We start from the raw sequence: 16,958 nt of genomic DNA on the forward strand, positions 1-16,958 counted from the left end.
GCACGTGGGGCCACTATACAGCACCACCGGTCGGATTGTATGTTGCAGTGACCGACGTCGTGGTGGCCTCCTCAGTACCCGCGGCGGGCCCAGCCGGGTCTTCCTTGGGAGCGTCGGCCGGGTCTCCGCCCTTAATCATCCAGATGATCGTGTCCAGCTCTTCCGGCTTGACCAGGACTTCGCGGGCCTTTGATCCCTCGGAGGGCCCAACGACGCCCCGGGTTTCCATGAGGTCCATGAGCCGGCCGGCCTTGGCGAAGCCGATCCTCAGCTTGCGCTGGAGCATCGAGGTGGAACCGAACTGGGAGGTGACCACCAGCTCGACCGCTTCGAGCAGATCGTCCATGTCCTTGCCGATCTCCTCGTCGATCTGCTTCTTGTCCTCCTTCGACTTGTCCTCGGTCACACCTTCGGTATAGACCGGCTCGGCCTGCTGCTTGGCCGCCTCGACGACGGCCTGAATCTCCTCGTCGGTCACGAAGGCACCCTGCAAACGGCGTGGCTTGCCGGCACCTTGGGGGATAAAGAGGGCGTCGCCCATACCGATGAGCTTCTCCGCCCCGCCCTGGTCCAGGATCACCCGAGAGTCGGTGAGCGAGGAGGTGGCGAAGGCCAGCCGCGACGGGACGTTGGTCTTGATAAGACCCGTGACCACGTCCACCGAGGGGCGCTGGGTGGCCAGCACCAGGTGGATGCCCGCGGCTCGGGCCTTTTGGGTGATACGGACGATGGAGTCTTCGATCTCCTTCGGGGCGGTCATCATGAGGTCAGCCAGCTCGTCGACAACGCACACGATGAGCGGATAGGGCCGCATCTCTCGCTCCGAGCCGAGCGGCGCCTGGTGCTCCCCGGAGAGCACCTTGGCGTTGTAGTCCTTGATGTGGCGCACCCTGGCGGACTTCATGTCCAGGTAGCGCTGCTCCATCTCCTCCACCAGCCACTGCAAAGCGGCCGACGCCTTCTTCGGTTGCGTGATGATCGGCGTAATCAGGTGCGGGATGCCCTCGTAAGGAGTCAGCTCCACCATCTTGGGATCCACGAGGATGAGACGCACCTCGTCCGGGGTCGCGCGGGTCAGTAACGAGATGAGCAGGGAGTTGACGAAGGCGGACTTACCGGAACCCGTCGAACCAGCGACGAGCAGGTGCGGCATCTTCGCCACCGAGTGGCTGACGAACTCGCCCTCAATGTCCTTTCCGAGGCCGATGAGCATCGGGTCTTCGTTGCCCATCACGCTCGGAGCGCTAAGGACATCGCCCAGGCGCACCATTTCTCGGTCAGTGTTGGGGATCTCGATGCCCACCGCTTGCTTACCCGGGATCGGTGCGAGCATACGAATGTTGTCCGTCGCCACCGCGTACGCGAGGTTCGGCTGCAGGTTCGTCAGCTTCGACACCTTCACGCCGGGGCCCAGCTCTACCTCGTAGCGGGTGACTGTCGGCCCGCGGGAGAAACCGGTCACCCGGGCGTCCACACGGAACTCCTCGAAGACGTCGGTGATCGCCTCGATCGTGCGGTCGTTGATCTCCGTGCGGGCCTTCGGGGCCTCACCGGGGATGAGCAGGCTCGTCGACGGCGGGACGTAGCCGCCGGCGTCCGGGATCAAGGCCGGCGCCGACGGTGCCTGGGTGGTTCCTACGCTGCGGGCATCGTAAGACCCCCGGGCATCATTCGCCTCCCGGGCAGCATTCGCCTCCCGGGCGTCGATACCGGAACGGGCGATGATGGCCTGCCGGACAGCCTCTCGGGAAGCAGCCACGGCATCCGGTGCGGCGGTGCTTTCTGAAGCCTCGCCGACGGCACCGAGGATCTTCGTCTCCTCGATGCCCTCTGGCTCCTGACGTACCGGCTGAGGAACGTCGTCAGGGCGCACCGCCGGGAATTCATCGGTTTGGTCGAGTGGCGGTTGTACAGGCACGACGCCGCCGGCTGCAGGGTTCACGGGTGCCACTCGGTGTGGTGTGGCGGGAATGACTGGACGGGCGTCGGAGCGAGCCGGTTGACGCCGGACCGGTTGCGCCGCCGGGCGAGGTGCGGGGGCGGGGCGTCGTGCTGGAACCGGGCGGCCCTGGACTCGGGCGGTGATGGCTTCGTCGACGTAACCGTACGCGTCGTACTCAGTCTCTTCGGTGCCCATGGCCCGGTCGGCGCCGATGCCACCGATGACCTCGCGGAGATAGTCGTATCCCTGCCGCAGCGTGATCCCCGTGACGCGCAACGCTCCGTAAACAATGACGAGGGCCAGCAGCGGAACGGCGACGTAGGCGGAGAATCCCTTGGCTAGTAAGCCACCAGTCCACGCACCGATTGCGCCGCCGGCGTCCATCCGCGGTTCCCACTCAGCGGGGTTTCCGGCGAAGAGATGGATCAGCCCCAGCATCCCGACGACGATGATGCCGACTCCGGCGGCGACGCGCCGGACCTCGGTGGGGCTATAACGCAGGTCCAGCATCATCGCCACCGCAAGGCAGACTAGCGCCACGGGCAGAATGAGCGCGCCTGCGCCGATCACCAGATGGGTAGTCAGCGCGATTGCCTGGCCGATGGGGCCGGCGATGTCGAACCACACGGACGCACCGAGCACTGCGGCCAAGCCGACGAGGGCCAGCGCGATGGCGTCGAGGCGCTGCGAGCCCTGACCGTGCCCATCTCCGTAGGATCCAACGGCGTAATCGATATGGTCAGGGTCCTCCGACTCGGGCTCCGGCCGCGAGGAGGAGTAAGTCTCGAAGGCGGTCTCGGGCTGGTCGGTGTCGACGAGGAGGTCAGCGTCGTCACCGCGCTGCACGGACTTGCGATGCCCACCGGCTGATTGCGCCATCTTGGCGGCCGAGCGGGTAAGGGAACCCATGCCCTTGGATAGTGCGCTAAAGGCTCCCGTTGCGGCGCTTCCCAGCGCAGCGCCCACCGGTTTGAGGGCGCTGCCGGTGCGCTCATCCGCGGTGTTCACGGCCCGCAGCGCCGACGTGGTGGGGTGAGACCCGCCCCGTTGGCCGTTGCTGGTGGACGACGAAGCCCGCCGGGAAGGGCGGGCGGACGAGGAACGCGAGGAACGGGGAGCCGTATTTCGCACAGACATACCCGTCATTCTAGCCCCAGCGTTAACAGTCGTCACATACGCCACATCGGCGGTCGAGTATGCCCGAGCAGGTGGGCCGGCAGCACGTCGTAGCTAGCGGAACCTAGCCGCGGACGACGCCAGTGGTGTCGCCAGTCACGGTCACCTTCACCGCGTCGCGCCCGAAGACCCACAGGACAATCTCGCCCACCGGGCCAGCGACGCGCACGACGTCGTCGCCCTTTACCGCCACGCCGCGCTTGCCGCCGACGGTGATGGGCTCATGACCCTCCGGGGTGAGGATGACCGGCTTCGACGATCCCTTCATAAGCATCGGAGCCAGCCGCTTCAGGCCAGCGAGCAGCTCCTTCTCAGCAGCGAGAGAAAGATCCCGCGGGGCGATCTCGCCGGCGCCACGCGCCACATCCTCGTAGTGAACGAAGTGCTCGACGGCATTGGCCTTGGAGTCTAGAACCTTCCACAGCCCCGCCGGCCCGGCCGCCCAATCATCAACCAGCTCGGTGAAATCGCGACGCCGCTGCTCATCCATCGCCTTGTCCAGGCGCTCAGCCAGCCGCTCAACAAACATCCCGGCGGCGGAGAAGAAGTCATTCTCGCGTACGTACAAGTGGGCGGCAAGGTCCCGGGTGGTCCAACCCTCGCAGAGAGTCGGGGCGTCCGGGCCTACCTTAAGCATCAGGTCGGCTAGGTGGCGGCGTTCAGCAGCTGAGAAACTCATGTTTCTCAGCTTACTAGCCGGACTAGAGCGACTCGCGGGCGGAGGTCACGTCATCATCGTCGATGACGAGCGATCCCGTATTCATCGCGATGACGGTAGGCAGGATCACCGGCTCGCGCTTCCACTTCTGGTTAATCGCGCGCGACACACGACGTCGAAGCTGCTGCACGATGCGGTACGTGTCGTTCTCGCCCTGGGCGGCCATATCCGTCATGGTGCCCTCCACCATGTCCGTCACCTCGGGGATGACGCCCCGGTCGTCGTCGGCGAAGCCGGTGGTGGAAACGCTCGGCGGCTCCACGAGGCGGCCCGTCGAATCGTCAATGATGCACGTGATCGAGATGACGCCGCCGGCACCCAGGTGGGTGCGGTCGGTCAGCACGTCGGAGTCCACATCGCCCATGGTCACGCCGTCTACGTAGAGGTGACCCACCGGCATCTGCCCGGTCACCTGAGCCTTGCCGTTGACGAGATCGACCACCACACCGTTTTGGGCCAGCACGACGTTGTCCCGCGGCACGCCGGTAGCGATCGCCAGCTCCTTGTTCGCCCGCAGATGCCGCCACTCGCCGTGCACTGGCATAGCGTTCTTCGGCCGGGCAGCGTTGTAGAGGAACAGCAGTTCACCAGCGTAACCGTGGCCGGAAGCGTGGACGTTGGCGTCCTTGCTCGTGACGACCTCGGCGCCAATCTGGGCGAGGTTGTTAATGACCGCAAACACGGCCTCTTCATTGCCCGGAATGAGCGAGGACGACAGGATAATCATGTCCCCGTCCCGGACCGTGATCTGACGATGCTCACGGCGAGACATCCGGCTCAACGCCGCCATGGGCTCGCCCTGGGTGCCGGTGGTGATGAGCATGACCTTGTGGGGAGCCATCTTCGACGCCTCGTCGAGCGAGACGATGGTACCCTTCGGGGCCTTGAGGTAGCCCATCTTCTCCGCGATTTCCATGTTGCGGATCATCGACCGGCCGTTGAACGCCACCTTGCGGTTCGCCGCGACGGCCGCGTTCACGGCCATCTGGACGCGGGACACATTCGACGCGAAGGACGCGAGGATAACCCGCTGCCGGGCGCGGCCCACCAAGGAGATGAAGGTGCTTTCGATGCCTGCCTCGGAGCTAGAGATGCCCGGCGTGGTGGCATTCGTTGAGTCGACCAAGAACAGGTCGATGCCTTCGTCGCCTAGCCGCGACAGGGCCGGAAGATCCGTCGGCTTGCCGTCGTACGGCGTCTGATCCAGCTTAATGTCGCCGGTCATGACGATGTGGTTGTTGCCTGCCTTGATGGACACACCCAGCGCATCCGGGATGGAGTGGCCGACGGTCCAAAAACGCAGACGGAACTCCCCGATCTGGATGTCCGAGTCCTTGTTGACCTCGTGCAGCTTGGGACGCTGCCGGTGTTCCTTCGTCTTCGCCTCGATCAGGGCAAGGGTGAACTTCGCGGAATAGATAGGGATATCGTGCCGCAGCTTGAGGATCCACGGGATAGCCCCGATGTGGTCCTCATGGCCGTGCGTGACGACGATGCCGTCGATCTTGTCCAGCTTGTTCTCGATAGGCCCGAAGTCCGGGAGGATGAGGTCCACGCCCGGCTCACCCGAGGAGGGAAACAGCACTCCCACGTCGACGATGAGCAGGCGGCCGTTGTACTCGAAGACCGTCATATTGCGGCCGATTTCGGAGATACCGCCGAGGTTGTAGAGGCGAACGCCGCCCTTGGGGGCCTTCGGCGGCTCGGGCAGGCGCTTGGTCAAATCGTTGCCCTGCATGGACTTCACGACGTTGCGGCGCCCCCGGTTACCACCGTTGCCGTTGCCGCCGTTGCCACGGCCTCGGCCACCACGCCGATTGCGGGAGCGGTTCCCGCTGCCGTTCTGCGCAGCCTTGCCGGACTCCGCCGACTCCGTGGTCATATCCGCCTTTTCCGGCGCCTTGAACACGGCCGCCGCCTCCTTAGTGGACGCGGCGGTGTGCTCGGTCTCCGGCGGGCCTGCCTTACGGGTTACCTTCCGGGACCGATTACGGGGTTCATTCATATTTAAAGGACTCCAGCTTGTTCCATATCGCGGCGGAGGTCCGCCACCTCGTTGTCCTGAATACCGACAACGGGTAGGCGCGGATCTCCTACCTCAATGCCCTGCAGTCGCAGGGCGGCTTTCGCCATCGTGGCCCCACCCAGGCGAGCCTGGGCGCGGGTCAGCGGCGCAATGACAGTGGCGTTAATTTCCCGTGCCCGGGTGAGGTCGCCGGCCTCAAAACTCGTATGCAATTGTCGCAAGGCCTGCGGAGCGGCGTGGCCGACCACCGAAATGAAGCCGGTTGCGCCGATGGCCAAGAACGGGAGATTCAGCGGATCGTCACCCGAATACCAGGCCAGACCCGTTTCCTCGATGAGCGGGGCGGAGACCCCCAGTTGGCCCTTGGCGTCCTTAACGGCCTTGACCGTATCAAGTTCCGCCAGCCGCCGGATGGTGTCCGAGGTGATCTCCACTCCAGCACGACCCGGAATATCATACAGGCACACTGGGAGATCCGTGGCACCGGCCACGGCCGTGAAGTGCTCGATCAGGCCCGGCTGCGAAGGCTTAGAGTAGTACGGCGTGACCACGAGCAGCGCGTCCGCTCCGGCTTCCGCCGACGCTCGGGCCAGCTCAACGCTGGCAGCGGTGTTATTCGTGCCCGCACCCGCGATGATTCGAGCCCGCTCGCCCACCTCGCGCTTGACCTCCGCCAACAGCGTGAGCTTCTCGGTCAGCGTGGTGGTGGGTGACTCGCCGGTCGTGCCGGCGAGTACCAGTGCGTCGACGCCATTGTCCACCAGGTGCGCCGCCAGCCGACGCCCAGCTGCAACGTCGAGCGCCCCATCCTGGTCAAAGGGGGTGACCATGGCGACGCAGACGGTGCCGAATTCTTCGCTTCCGTTCTTCACGGTCAAACCAGTACTCATACGTCCCAACACTACAGGCGCCGGGAGCGCAGTGGGATCATCACACCCAATGATCACACTAGTTTATAGGTCGGACACCAGTGTGCTCACAGCCATCGGTGTCCCATCGGACAACTCCGAGATCTGGAAGTCCGAGAACAGCGTAGGTGCCTGCGCGCTGAGGATCTCCAAGCAGCGCACTGCGAGGGTGCGGATCTCGACGTCGGCGTGCTCTGTGGCCCGCGCCGCAATGAAGTGACGCCACGCACGGAAGTTGCCGGTTACTACCAGGCGCGACTCCGTCGCATTCGGCAACACCGCGCGGGCCGCCTGACGGGCTTGCTTCCGGCGCAACAACGCGTTCGGCTCGTCCGCTAACTTCGTCTCCAACGCGTCGAGGAGCTCATCGTAGACAAATCGGGCCTCGTCCGCGGCGTTAAGAAACAGCCGGCGCAGTTGCTCGTCCTGGGCGATGATGTCCGGGATGACCACCTCAGCGTCGTCGGCGTGCACAAACCGCTGGGACAGCTGAGAAAAAGACAGGTGCCGGTGCCGCATGAGCTCGCCCGCAGCTGCTCGGGATAGACCGCGAATGTAAAGCGTCGCCTGAGCGTGCTCAAGCAGAGCGTGGTGACCAACCTCCATCACGTGGTGGAGATAAGCACTGTTCGGCGCGGTCCTCGGGTTGGGGCGGTCAAAGGACTCATAACACGCCCGGCCGGCGAACTCCACCAGGGACTCGGCGTCCGTCGCGGATTCCTCCGGCCGCCAGTTCACGCTGGCTGGGGCGTGGAAGGCCGTCGACGCCAGGAGCTCGACGTTCAGCGTCGCTGCATGTGCCATCGCCCGCGAGCTCCTAAAGACCCAGGTAGGAATCCAAGCCCACCGTCAATCCGAGGTGTTGCTGCACTCCACGCACACCGGTGAGCACGCCGGGGACGAAGGACGTCCGGCCAAAGGAATCCTGGCGGATGGTCAGTGCCTGGTCGGTGGTACCGAAGATGATCTCCTCGTGTGCCACCATGCCCGTCATGCGTACGGCGTGCACGGCGACGCCGTCGACGTCGGCGCCGCGGGAGCCGGCGAGCGCAGACTCCGTCTTATCCGGCATCGCGCCGAGGCCGGCCTCCCGCCGGGCGTCGGCAATGCCCTGCGCGGTCTTGATGGCGGTGCCGGACGGGGCGTCGAGCTTATTCGGGTGGTGATATTCCACGACCTCCGCGGACTCGAAGTAGGGAGCGGCCTGCTTAGCGAAGGCCATCGCCAACACCGCCGAGATGGCGAAGTTCGGGGCGATGAGCACGCCCACCTCCGGGTTCGCCGCGCACCACTGTCGGACCTGCTCGTAACGAGTGTCGTCGAACCCCGTAGTTCCGACCACGCAGTGAATACCGTGGGAAATGCAAAACTCCAACGTATCCATGACCACGCTCGGGGCGGTGAAGTCTACGATGACCTCTACGCCGGCGTCGAGAAGGTCGCTGAGCGCGTCGTCCTTATCGATCGCGGCGGCCAGGACGAGATCCTCCGCAGCCTCGACTCCCTCAACGACGGCGGTGCCAACGCGGCCGGCTGCCCCTACGACTCCCACCTTGATGGCCATGGTGTCCTCCCTAAACGTGGTGACCTTCCCGCCGGGTGCCGACGGGCCTAAACTCGCCCCAGTGTACCCCCGGCGGGATGGCCCTTAAGCCATCGGATCCATACGAGGGCCTTAAAGTGGTGCGGGTCACGCGCTATTCTGGCAACTATGACACAGCGACCACTCCTCCCCCGCTCCGCGCGGAAACTATCCATCGCCGCCCTGTCCGCCGCATCGGCGCTGTTGCTGGCCGCCTGTACCCACGGCGCGGACGCCCCAGTGGCCCCCCGCACGACCACGATGACCGCCAGCCCGCAGGCCAGCGCCCCCGATGAGCACTCCGGGACAACCTCCGCTGGGGCGAACGCCACGACCGAACCCTCCGAGGCGAGCCTCAATGCCGGCGCCGAAAAGAGGGACAAGAAAGACAAAGCCCAGGCCCCCGAAGGCGCCTGGAATCTGGCTATTACCGACGTGCGCGTCGGCGAACACTCCGACTTCGACCGGGTCGTCGTCGAGTTCTTAGGCGAGGGCACGCCGGGGTGGAACGCGGCGTACGCCAAGCAAGCCCACCAGCAGGGATCAGGTTTTCCGGTTGAGCTCGCTGGTGACAGCTACCTCCAGGTGATGATCGAGGGCGTGGGCATCTCCATCGACCACGGGCACCCCGACTTCGAGGTAGGCCCGGTCGAGGATTCCGCGGTCGGCCACATCGCTGAGGTCTATCACGGCGGCGTCTTCGAAGGCCAGTCCCAGCTGGTCATTGGCCTTGAAGGCCGGGCGCGCGCCTACTCGGTGACAACCCTTGAGAACCCGACGCGCCTCGTCATCGATATCTCCAACTAGTCCTCGACGGGCACGAGGGAGATCTTGCCGCGGTTATCGATGTCGGCGATCTCCACCTGGATCTTGTCGCCGACGTTGACAACGTCTTCGACCTTGTCGATGCGCTCGTCGCCGCCGAGCTTGGAAATGTGGATGAGGCCGTCACGGCCCGGCGCCAGCGACACAAAGGCGCCGAAGGTGACAGTCTTGACCACGGTGCCGAGGTAGCGCTCGCCCACCTTAGGCATCTGCGGGTTGGCGATGGAGTTGATCCGCTCCATCGCGGCGTCAGCCGCCTCCGCGGAGGACGCGGAAATGAACACCGTTCCGTCTTCCTCGATGGAGACGTTCGCCCCGGTCTCTTCAGTGATGGCGTTGATGTTCTTGCCCTTCGGGCCGATGATCTCGCCGATCTTCGACACCGGCACCGAGATCGACGTGATCTTCGGGGCGTTGGCACTCATCTCATCGGGCTCGCCGATGACGTCGGCCATGGTGTTAAGGATGGTCAGGCGGGCGTCCTTCGCCTGGTCAAGGGCCTTGGCCAGCACCTTAGAGGGAATGCCGTCCAGCTTGGTATCCAGCTGCAGGGCGGTGATGAACTCCGCGGTACCGGCAACCTTGAAGTCCATATCACCGAAGGCGTCTTCGGCACCGAGGATGTCGGTGAGGGCGACGAATTTCTCCTTGCCGTCGACCTCCCCGGAGACCAAGCCCATGGCGATACCCGCCACCGGGGCGGCCAGCGGGACGCCGGCGTTGTACAGCGACAGCGTGGACGCGCACACCGAACCCATCGACGTGGATCCGTTGGAGCCCAACGCCTCAGAAACCTGGCGAATCGTGTAGGGGAAATCCTCCCGCGACGGGATCACCGGGGTCAGCGCCCGTTCGGCGAGGGCACCGTGGCCGATCTCGCGCCGCTTCGGGGAGCCCACCCGGCCGGTCTCACCGGTGGAGTACGGCGGGAAGTTGTAGTGGTGAATGTAGCGCTTCGACTTCTCCGGGGTCAGCGAGTCAATCTGCTGCTCCATCTTGAGCATGTCCAGCGTGGTCACGCCCAGGATCTGGGTCTCGCCGCGCTCGAAGAGGGCGGAACCATGGGCCAGGGGGACGTTCTCCACCTCGACGATGAGGTCACGCAGGTCGGTCACACCGCGGCCGTCGATGCGGAAGCCCTCGCTGAGAATCTTGGAACGGACGATCTTCTTCATCAGCGCGTTGTACGCGGCGCGCAGCTCGTCCTCATCGAAGTCGTCGGACAGCGCCTCCACGACCGTGGCCATGTGCTCGTTGGTGGCGTCGTCACGCTCGGCCTTGGTCGGCAGCGTCAGCAGCGTAGACAGCTTCTTGCTCGCCTTGCGCTCGACGGCGGCCAGTGCTTCCTCGGTGTACGGCGGGAAGAGCTCGAACTCCTTGGTGTCTTGGCCGACCAACTTCGCGAGTTTCTGCTGGGCCTCGCAGAGAACCTTAATGAAAGGCTTGGCGGCCTCCAGGCCCTCGGCGACGACGCTCTCGGTCGGCGCCGGAGCGCCGGCCTTGATCTGGGCGACGGCGGTTTCGCCGGCGCCGGCTTCCACCATCATGACGGCGACGTCAGCCTGGGTGCGACGGCCACGCTTCTTCTTCACGATCCGGCCGGCCACGACCATCTCGAACAGCGCGCGCTCACGCTGGTCATGGTTCGGGAAGGCAACCCACTGACCCTCGGGGTGCTTATCATCGACGAGCAGCGCCAAGCGCACTCCCCCGACCGGGCCAGAAACCGGCAGGCCGGAGAGTTGCGTTGCGGCGGACGACCCGTTGATGGCAACGACGTCGTAGTATTCGGTGTCCTTGATGCTGAGGACGGTGTTGATGACCTGGACCTCATTGCGCAGCCCCTTGACGAAGGTGGGGCGCAGCGGGCGATCGATGAGACGGGCGGCGAGGATCGCATTCGTCGACGGGCGTCCCTCCCGACGGAAGAAGGAACCCGGAATGCGTCCGGCCGCGTACATGCGCTCTTCCACGTCCACCGTCAGCGGGAAAAAGTCCACTCCCTCGCGCGGTTTTTTGGATGCGGTGGTGGTGGAGAGGATCATCGTGTCCTCGTCCAGGTAGGTGGTTACGGAACCGCCGGCCTGGCGGGCCAGGATCCCGGTTTCGAACCTGATGGTGCGGGTACCGAAGTCACCATTATCAATGGTCACGGTTGCGCTGGTGAGTCCGTATTCCTCATCAACTTCGAAATCTACGGTGTGGCTCATGGGTCGCTGTTCAACTCCTGAAGGTAACTATCCGGGCGATCGTCGATGCCGCCCTTAACTGAAGGTTTATTTCTGACGAAGAGGATCCTACCAGCTACAACCGCTAGTAAAGAATGCAAAAACCGCCCGCCTCTCCGTGTAGAGAGGAAGGCGGTGTCAACCGTCGGTCTGGCGGGGACTAGCGGCGCAGACCCAGGCGGGAGATGAGGTCGCGGTAGCGATCAATGTTGGTCTCTGCCAGGTACTTCAGCAGGCCGCGACGACGACCAACGAGCAGCAGCAGGCCACGACGGGAGTGGTGGTCGTGCTTGTGGAACTTGAGGTGCTCGGTGAGGTTGTTGATGCGGTCAGTCAGCAGCGCAACCTGAGCCTCCGGCGAGCCGGTGTCGGTCTCGTGCAGGCCGTACTCGGCGAGGATTTCCTTCTTGCGCTCAGCGCTCTGTGCTCCCACGGACATGGGTTCTCCTTCGTTGTTTCAGTCCGCATAAAAGGTACCGACCTCCCCACCTGGGGCGAGGCGCGGTGCGTCGCAACTGCTGCGGACCGCAGTCGCGAGGACATCGGCATACTGTACTCTCCTGGCCGGCGGCCACGCAATTCCTTGCTTTCTCAAAGTCTTGAACTTAAAAATGAAGCCGACACGTCCCCTATCTCTTCCGGGAGGTTGCCCATGCCACGAAGCCCCGTCGAAAGCGACGAGTCCCACCACCCCGGCGCCCACGCCGGCCACGGGCACCACCACGACGTCGATGCCACAGGACTGAACACCGTCGGCGGCGCCACCATCATTCTGGCGTTGGGCGTGGTGTGCGTCGGCCTCGCCGTTACCGGCACCCTCAATAACTATCTTCAGCCCTACTTCCGCCCCCTCATGGTGCTCACCGGGGCGGCCCTTATCGGGCTTGCTGTTTGGACGCTCTCCACGCTTCGCCGCGCGGCGCACGCGTCAGCCACCTCTGCCGCAGCGTCGTGGACCCCGGTCAAGGTTCTAAGCCGGACCAGCGCGCTAGTGGCCGTGCCGGTGCTGCTCGTGCTTGTGGCCGCCCCCGATCCGCTCGGCGCGGCGATGGTCTCCGCCTCTTCGGTTGGCGGTGGCCAGCTCAGCGCCGCCCCAGCGGCACTGAGTGCCAACGATTCGTCGGGCTTCGCCCCGCTCGGCGAAGGAGTCACTGACATCGGCCTCGATGAGCTCTACCTGCGCCACGCTTTCGGTAATCCCGAAGACCTTAACGGAAAGACAGTGACCACCACCGGCTTCGTTACCCCGGTCCAGGAAGACACGCAGATGTTCGGCACCTTCATGGTCGCGCGCTTCAAGATCTTTTGTTGCGCCGCGGACGCTATCCCCGTCGCCGTCATCATTAACTCGGCTCAACCAGCACCACCAACCGATTCGTGGGTGAGCGTCACCGGTGTCGTCACCACCACCGAGAACTCCATCATCCTTAACGACGTCACCGTCGAGCCCATCCCCGCACCCGAAAGGCCCTACCTGTGATCCCCACCACCAACAGGCACTGGCGTCTGAGCCCGGAGTGGTGGACCGTTCCCATCTCCGCGCTCGGGATCACGGGCATGCTCCTCGCTGTCAACCAGCTGGCCGGACCCGTCGTCACGCTGCCCGGACAGGTGGAGTCCTGGGCGGCGATCACCGTCGCCATTGTGTTGCAGGCCCTCCCCTTCCTGGTGTTGGGCATCATCGTGTCCTCCGTCATCTCCGCCCTGCTGCCGGCGCAGACATTGGGAAGGATCCTGCCGCGTAACCCGCTCACGGCGGTTCCCGTTACCGCGGGCGCCGGCATGCTCCTGCCAGGCTGTGAGTGCGGCTCTGTGCCGGTCGCCCAGTCACTCATGCGTCGCGGAGTTACCCCCGCGGCCGCCCTGGCGTTTCTCCTCGCCAGCCCGGCTATCAACCCCGTCGTCCTCGTGTCCACGGCGGTTGCTTTCCAAGGCAACCCCCGGATGGTGCTCGCCCGCTTCCTCGCATCGATCCTGGCCGCCATCGCCGTCGGCTGGTTGTGGCTGAGTCTGGGACGAGGGCGGCTCGACGCTTCCGCCACCTCACCGGATCCGCACGCTGTTAATTCCGGCAGGTGGGAGGCGTTTCGGGCCACGGCGATGCACGACCTGCTCCATACCGGTGGCTACCTAGTCCTCGGCGCCATGCTCGCCGCGGCCATCAAGGTGCTCGTGCCCGCAGGCTGGTTCGAATACCTGGGCAACAACCCGTGGCTGGCGGTGCTGCTCATGGCGGCCTTGGCCGTGGTTATGAGCCTGTGCTCGGAGGCCGACGCCTTCATCGCCGCGTCGTTTACGGCCATCTCACCGACCGCCCAGCTCGTATTCCTCGTCGTCGGGCCGATGGTGGATATCAAGCTCATCGCCATGCAATTCGGCGCGTGGGGGCGCAGGTTCGTGGCGCTCTTCGCTCCCCTCACGGCCGTGGTGGCCGTGGTGATGGGCACCGGCGTCGGCCTACTGCTCTTCGGCGGGCTATAGCACCGAACACTACGTAGCCGGCCTCCCCCTCGGCCGGCACCAGCTGCTTAGATCGCGGCGGTTGCAGCAGCGACGCGAGTGAGCCGCTCCATGAACTCGGCCAGGAAACGCTCGACGTCCACGGTGATCGCCACGTGGGCGGTCTTGACTGGGTTGTTGAGACGGGTCTCGTCGGAGATGACACGCCCGCGCAGCTCACCGTCAAGATCTACCTTGAGGTTCGTGTGGTGCAGGCCGACCAGGCTCGGGTCCGCAGCCACGCCGACGGCCAGCGGGTCATGCAGACCACAGCCACCCAAGTGCGGGGCGTTCGTCTCGTAGGACTTGATGTAGTAGTCCGTGGCATCGGCCAAGAAGCGTCCACCGACGGTGCCGAGCTCACGCCAGGTCGCGGTCTCCTGGTAGGTGAGCAGCGTCTGCAGGGTGACGTCGAGGCCGATCATGGTGACGTCCGCGGCGGTGCGGAACAGCGCGTCGGTGGCCTCGGGGTCCTGATTGACGTTGGCCTCAGCCACGGGGGAAACATTGCCCGGAACCAGCAGCGCCCCGCCCATCATGACGATATGGGCGTTGCGTGCGAAGGTCTCGTCGGCCTCGATCGCCGCTGTAATGGTCGTCGACGGACCGGTGGGCACGATCACGAGGTCATCCCCGTACTTCCGCACCGATTCGATGAGGAAGTCCACCGCGGACTGTTCCTGCACGCTGCCGGTGGGCTCGGGAAGCTCCGCCTCGCCGACGCCGTTGCGCCCGTGGATGAACTCGGAGACGGGCAGCACCTCGAAGGAATCCTTCGTCGACGCGTGCGTCGGCCCGGCGAACACCGGAACCTCCGGCGCGCCGAACAGCTCCAGCAGGGCCAGGGCGTTACGCACCCCGGTTTCGACGAGGACGTTGCCGTAGGTACCAGTGACACCAATGAGCTCAAGCTCCTCAGAGCCCAACGCATAGGCCAGGGCTAGGGCGTCGTCAATGCCGGTATCCAGGTCGAGGATGATTTTCTTGCTCACAGGCTGGGGTCTCCTTCAACGAAAATGAAAGCGAACACGGATTCCCGACCCAGCTTAGCCGGCGCCCTGGGACCTCCTCGCGCCTGCTGTACCGCTACGCCCCGAGAGGCTTCGGGCGGGGCGCGTCGATGAGGATGTGCCGGATCTGGTCAACGTCGGCGTTGATCTGCCGCAGCAGCTCCTCGACGGACTCGAAGCGCACCATGTCACGGATCTTCTGCACGAAATAAACCGTCGCGGCACGGCCGTAAAGATCAGCATGGCGGTCCAGGACGAAGGATTCGACGGAGCGCCGCCGGTCCCCGAACGTCGGATTGGTGCCCACGGAAATGGCGGCAGGGTAGGCGCGGTTCGGGTGCATGTTGCCGTCGATCGGCTCCGGCCCGTGGACAACAAACCAGCCCGCGTACACGCCGTCGGCGGGCATGGCCGTCTGCTCCGAGAAGTACTGATTCGCCGTGGGGAAGCCCAGTTCCCGGCCGCCACGACCGGCGCCGTGCACGACCTCACCGGTGAGGCAGTAGGGCCGCCCCAGCGCCCAGCTAGCCCGAGCGACGTCGCCCTCAGCCAAGGCGTCGCGGATCATGGTGGAGCACAGGCGTTCCTCGCCGTCGTGCAACAGCTCCACGACGGTCACCTCAATGCCGCGTTCCTCACACAGCTCCTGCATGGTGTGCGCCGTACCGCGCCCCATGTCACCGAACGTGAAGTTCTGGCCTACCACCACGTGCCGTGCGTGGAGCGTGTCGACCAACAGCGTGTCAACGTAGTCCTTCGGACTGAGACCTGCGAGTTCTCGACGGAAATCGATGCTGAGCACCGCGTCGATCCCGAGCTCCTCGCACAACTTCGTACGCACTTCGACGGTGGTCAGCTGCGTGGCGGTCATGTCGGTGCAGAACACCTCCCGCGGGTGCGGATCGAAGGTGACCATCACGCTGGGCAGCTTGGCCACCGCCGCGGCGGACACCGCCGAGTTGATGAGGCGTTGGTGCCCGCGGTGTACACCGTCGAACACGCCGATGGTCACCACCGTTCCGGCATCGCTAACGTTGACCTCGTCGAGACCATGCCACATAATCACGCGACCTAGGTTACGTCATACACTTCCACCATGACTGATTCGCTCTCTACTTCCGGGCTCGTCGTCGTGGACAAGCCAGCCGGTATGACGTCGCACGACGTCATCGCCCGGCTCCGCCGAATCCTCGGGACCCGCAAGGTCGGCCACGCCGGGACGCTCGACCCTATGGCCACCGGGGTGCTCGTGGTGGGCGTGGAGCGTGGCACAAAGTTCCTCGCTCATCTGGTCGCCACCACGAAGTCGTACGACGCCACCATCCGCCTTGGTGCCGCTACGACCACCGACGACGCGGAGGGAGAGACGCTTCGCAGTACCGATGCCAGCGGCGTCACAGACGAGGCGATCATTGCCGGAGTGGCGGCACTGTCCGGGGATATCCTCCAACGGCCGGCGGCGGTATCGGCCATCAAGGTCGATGGCCGGCGGGCCCACGAACGAGTCCGAGACGGCGAGGAGGTCGTCCTTCCTGCTCGGCCGGTGACCGTGAGCCGGTTCGACGTTCTCGACGTTCGACGCACGGGGCGCTGGGTGGACCTCGACGTCAGCGTCGACTGCTCCTCCGGTACCTACATCCGTTCCCTCGCCCGTGACCTCGGTGAAGGCCTCGGCGTGGGCGGGCATCTCACGGCGCTGCGGCGCACCGCCGTCGGTGAGTTTCGACTCGACGACGCGCTCACGCTCGACGAACTGGCCGACGCCCCGCGGCTGTCGCTTAACCTCGATGAGGCCCTCACCCGCTGCTACCCCACCCTCGAACTCACTACCGACGAGGCCCGTGATCTCGCTATGGGTAAGTGGCTGCCCGCCCGGGGGTTGCGCGGTATTCATGCCGGGGTCTCCCCCGAGGGCCGGGCGGTGGCGTTGGTCGCGGAGAAGGGCCGTCGCCTGGCCACGGTGTTCGTCGCCCGCCCGTCGACGCTGTAACCGTGGGGTGGCTGTCGTTATCCCGCGGGGTGGCTTGTCGTCCTGCCCGTGGGG

14 protein-coding genes are annotated in these 16,958 nt (G+C 65.1%); 4 read left to right on the forward strand and 10 right to left on the reverse strand.

Translation table 11 applies throughout. The features are described from left to right. Window positions 1-13: 13 nt before the first annotated feature. The 6 genes from CUTER_RS06500 to dapB all read right to left on the reverse strand — a co-directional run bounded on the left by CUTER_RS06500 (window position 14) and on the right by dapB (window position 8,334). Window positions 14-3,079: an FtsK/SpoIIIE family DNA translocase gene (locus CUTER_RS06500; protein ID WP_082121297.1), complete on the reverse strand. Its 3,066-nt coding sequence runs from the start codon at window positions 3,077-3,079 to the stop codon at window positions 14-16. 103 nt (window positions 3,080-3,182) lie between these two features. Next, on the reverse strand, window positions 3,183-3,797 hold the full coding sequence (locus CUTER_RS06505; RefSeq protein WP_047259750.1) for a TIGR03085 family metal-binding protein: 615 nt from the start codon (window positions 3,795-3,797) through the stop codon (window positions 3,183-3,185). A gap of 22 nt (window positions 3,798-3,819) precedes the next feature. Beyond that, entirely contained in the window at window positions 3,820-5,841 is a 2,022-nt protein-coding gene (locus CUTER_RS06510; RefSeq protein WP_047259751.1) for a ribonuclease J, read from the reverse strand. 2 nt (window positions 5,842-5,843) lie between these two features. Next, on the reverse strand, window positions 5,844-6,752 hold the full coding sequence (gene dapA / locus CUTER_RS06515; protein ID WP_082121298.1) for a 4-hydroxy-tetrahydrodipicolinate synthase: 909 nt from the start codon (window positions 6,750-6,752) through the stop codon (window positions 5,844-5,846). A 63-nt stretch (window positions 6,753-6,815) separates the two neighbouring features. Beyond that, entirely contained in the window at window positions 6,816-7,574 is a 759-nt protein-coding gene (gene thyX / locus CUTER_RS06520; RefSeq protein WP_047259753.1) for an FAD-dependent thymidylate synthase, read from the reverse strand. A 13-nt stretch (window positions 7,575-7,587) separates the two neighbouring features. Continuing rightward, entirely contained in the window at window positions 7,588-8,334 is a 747-nt protein-coding gene (gene dapB / locus CUTER_RS06525; RefSeq protein WP_047259754.1) for a 4-hydroxy-tetrahydrodipicolinate reductase, read from the reverse strand. A gap of 147 nt (window positions 8,335-8,481) precedes the next feature. Between dapB and CUTER_RS06530 the strand changes: the two genes are divergently transcribed. Further along, window positions 8,482-9,159: an AMIN-like domain-containing (lipo)protein gene (locus tag CUTER_RS06530; RefSeq protein WP_047259755.1), complete on the forward strand. Its 678-nt coding sequence runs from the start codon at window positions 8,482-8,484 to the stop codon at window positions 9,157-9,159. On the opposite strand, the gene CUTER_RS06535 is transcribed toward CUTER_RS06530, so the two are convergent. Continuing rightward, window positions 9,156-11,387 carry a polyribonucleotide nucleotidyltransferase gene (locus tag CUTER_RS06535; RefSeq protein ID WP_047259756.1) on the reverse strand — a complete coding sequence of 744 codons (2,232 nt, stop codon included), beginning with the start codon at window positions 11,385-11,387 and terminating at the stop codon, window positions 9,156-9,158. The genes CUTER_RS06530 and CUTER_RS06535 overlap by 4 nt on opposite strands. Window positions 11,388-11,565: 178 nt before the next feature. Continuing rightward, window positions 11,566-11,844 (reverse strand): 30S ribosomal protein S15, encoded by a 279-nt coding sequence (rpsO, locus tag CUTER_RS06540; RefSeq protein ID WP_047259757.1) that lies wholly within the window; start codon window positions 11,842-11,844, stop codon window positions 11,566-11,568. A 213-nt stretch (window positions 11,845-12,057) separates the two neighbouring features. Between rpsO and CUTER_RS06545 the strand changes: the two genes are divergently transcribed. Both CUTER_RS06545 and CUTER_RS06550 read left to right on the forward strand, forming a co-directional pair. After that, entirely contained in the window at window positions 12,058-12,885 is an 828-nt protein-coding gene (locus CUTER_RS06545) for a TIGR03943 family putative permease subunit (protein WP_047259758.1), read from the forward strand. Between the two features lie 77 nt (window positions 12,886-12,962). Next, window positions 12,963-13,886, forward strand: coding sequence for a permease (locus CUTER_RS06550; protein WP_047260656.1), 924 nt, complete (start codon window positions 12,963-12,965; stop codon window positions 13,884-13,886). Between the two features lie 47 nt (window positions 13,887-13,933). Here CUTER_RS06550 and CUTER_RS06555 read toward each other — a convergent pair whose 3' ends face one another. Together CUTER_RS06555 and CUTER_RS06560 are read right to left on the reverse strand one after the other, a co-directional pair. After that, entirely contained in the window at window positions 13,934-14,896 is a 963-nt protein-coding gene (locus CUTER_RS06555) for a nucleoside hydrolase (protein ID WP_047259759.1), read from the reverse strand. Between the two features lie 94 nt (window positions 14,897-14,990). Further along, window positions 14,991-15,974 (reverse strand): bifunctional riboflavin kinase/FAD synthetase, encoded by a 984-nt coding sequence (locus tag CUTER_RS06560; protein WP_144412338.1) that lies wholly within the window; start codon window positions 15,972-15,974, stop codon window positions 14,991-14,993. Window positions 15,975-16,010: 36 nt separating this feature from the next. Between CUTER_RS06560 and truB the strand changes: the two genes are divergently transcribed. Beyond that, a complete protein-coding gene (gene truB / locus CUTER_RS06565) occupies window positions 16,011-16,904 on the forward strand; it encodes a tRNA pseudouridine(55) synthase TruB (protein WP_047259761.1) in 894 nt (297 codons plus the stop codon). The last annotated feature ends 54 nt before the right edge of the window (window positions 16,905-16,958 follow it).

The organism is Corynebacterium uterequi (genome assembly GCF_001021065.1).
In the GTDB taxonomy this organism is placed as follows: Bacteria; Actinomycetota; Actinomycetes; order Mycobacteriales; family Mycobacteriaceae; genus Corynebacterium; species Corynebacterium uterequi.

Excerpts from the sequence above, each read along its gene's own strand:
- CUTER_RS06545 (WP_047259758.1), top strand. The coding sequence starts at position 12,058 with ATGCCACGAAGCCCCGTCGAAAGCGACGAGTCCCACCACCCCGGCGCC.
- dapB (WP_047259754.1), bottom strand. The coding sequence starts at position 8,334 with ATGGCCATCAAGGTGGGAGTCGTAGGGGCAGCCGGCCGCGTTGGCACC.
- CUTER_RS06560 (WP_144412338.1), bottom strand. The coding sequence starts at position 15,974 with ATGTGGCATGGTCTCGACGAGGTCAACGTTAGCGATGCCGGAACGGTG.
- rpsO (WP_047259757.1), bottom strand. The coding sequence starts at position 11,844 with ATGTCCGTGGGAGCACAGAGCGCTGAGCGCAAGAAGGAAATCCTCGCC.
- CUTER_RS06510 (WP_047259751.1), bottom strand. The coding sequence starts at position 5,841 with ATGAATGAACCCCGTAATCGGTCCCGGAAGGTAACCCGTAAGGCAGGC.
- thyX (WP_047259753.1), bottom strand. The coding sequence starts at position 7,574 with ATGGCACATGCAGCGACGCTGAACGTCGAGCTCCTGGCGTCGACGGCC.
- CUTER_RS06500 (WP_082121297.1), bottom strand. The coding sequence starts at position 3,079 with ATGTCTGTGCGAAATACGGCTCCCCGTTCCTCGCGTTCCTCGTCCGCC.
- CUTER_RS06505 (WP_047259750.1), bottom strand. The coding sequence starts at position 3,797 with ATGAGTTTCTCAGCTGCTGAACGCCGCCACCTAGCCGACCTGATGCTT.
- CUTER_RS06550 (WP_047260656.1), top strand. The coding sequence starts at position 12,963 with ATGCTCCTCGCTGTCAACCAGCTGGCCGGACCCGTCGTCACGCTGCCC.
- dapA (WP_082121298.1), bottom strand. The coding sequence starts at position 6,752 with ATGAGTACTGGTTTGACCGTGAAGAACGGAAGCGAAGAATTCGGCACC.
- truB (WP_047259761.1), top strand. The coding sequence starts at position 16,011 with ATGACTGATTCGCTCTCTACTTCCGGGCTCGTCGTCGTGGACAAGCCA.
- CUTER_RS06535 (WP_047259756.1), bottom strand. The coding sequence starts at position 11,387 with ATGAGCCACACCGTAGATTTCGAAGTTGATGAGGAATACGGACTCACC.
- CUTER_RS06530 (WP_047259755.1), top strand. The coding sequence starts at position 8,482 with ATGACACAGCGACCACTCCTCCCCCGCTCCGCGCGGAAACTATCCATC.